At 44.8% G+C, this 1,680-nt stretch carries 1 protein-coding gene; it reads left to right on the top strand.

The window, feature by feature from the left end:
- Nucleotides 1-152: 152 nt before the first annotated feature.
- Nucleotides 153-1,680, top strand: a 1,528-nt coding sequence (locus U9Q77_12935) for a multiheme c-type cytochrome (protein MEA3288262.1), incomplete at its 3' end; no start/stop codon positions are given.

The following is a 1,680-nucleotide window of genomic DNA, read 5'->3' as shown; positions in this document are numbered from 1 at the left end:
TAGTCTTCTGGCCTTTTTTGGAACCGTTATTAGCCAAAAAAGAGAAACATCGAAGTATGATCAATTTCACTATTGGAGCAGTGACTATTCTGACTCTGATCATTTTTACACTCATTCAAACTTTTACGCATTAAATGAAAATTGGAGAGAATATGGAACAAAGCAAAGTACAGCAGAGACTGATAGGTGTTTTCAGCATTCTGCTCATCGTTACTTTAATGATTGTGGCCACGGTTGAGGTTAAAAAAACGAGCTCAGATGTGGCAGAAATAGATGTTGATAAAGCTTCTGCTGCCTGTATCAACTGTCATGAACTCGAGCATGTAGCAGTCACTCAAATAGCTGCATGGGAACGGAGTGAGCATGCACTGATGGGAATTGGATGTGTGGAATGCCATAGTGCAGAAGCAGATGATTTTGATGCCCAGAGATGCCCGGAAAATGATGTCCTGATTGCACGGCATCCAACACCAGGTGATTGTGCTGAATGTCATGAGCAACAGGTGAAAGAGTTCACGAATAGTAAACATGCCCATCAATTCTGGTTATTCAAGAATGGTGATCGTTCGATCTTTGAGACGCCCATTGCAACCAAACATGGTTGTATTCAATGCCACAATATTGGTGCTATATGGCCAGATGGAAGTGTGGGTGAGTGTGATGCCTGCCATAGCAAGCACTCATACAGCATGGCCGTTGCCCGCCAACCGGAAACCTGTGGTGAATGCCATGTCGGTCCTGATCATCCGCATCTTGAGATCTATATTGAATCCAAACATGGAAACATATTTAAGGCGCTTGGTAAAGATTGGGACATGAATTATAACACGACGGAAAATGAGCCCATTCCTATTGAAGCCCCCGTTTGTGTAACTTGCCATATGGATGGAAATGAAAAACAACCTATGACCCATGATGTAAGCGCACGACTGGCTACAGAATCTCAGGCACCCTGGAGTTTCAGGACGGTCTGGGACGAAGAGAATCTGGGTAGTTGGGAAGTCAAACGCGAACGCATGGAATCTATTTGTGCAAGTTGTCATGCCCCCGATTTTATCGAAACCTATCTACTTACAGCGGATCTGGTCAACCTCCAGTACAATGAGATGCGTCGCACCTTTGTTTATTGGACCAAGAAATTAACGGGCAGTGGCATCATCGATCGTCTTGAAGCAGAGGGTAAGTTTAAATCAAATCCTGTGTTGAATGGCTGGGATGAAGTCCCTGAGCGGGAGATGTATAACTCCTGGCATCACCAGGGTCGTCGTTTCCGTCATGGTGCTGAAATGATGGGTGCCGATTTTACCCAATGGCATGGTGTCTGGGAGATGCAGTTCTCTATGGTCGAAATGATCACATGGGCTGCTGAGCACGGTGATCCTGAAGCTGAAGAATGGGTGAACAACAACCATCCTTCAAAATTCATTCCCTATGCCCTCTATGATATACCTGGCAGTGCCTGGGGTATCAATGTCATGGCTGATACCACCCCCTTTGTTTATTCGTATGAAGACTATTGGGATAGAATTAAAGCCAACGTTGAAGCTGCCTACCACAATGGTTTTCTCGCCAAAGATCAGTGGGAATTATGGTTGGATCGATATGAGAATCTCGAACATTACAGTGGTCTGAAGTATGTAGATCGACCTGAGGTACAGGAGCTCTGGAATATGTACAAAG

The organism is Candidatus Neomarinimicrobiota bacterium (assembly GCA_034716895.1).
GTDB lineage: Bacteria > Fidelibacterota > UBA8477 > UBA8477 > JABMPR01 > JABMPR01.
This window is presented reverse-complemented; position numbering and strand designations above follow the sequence as displayed.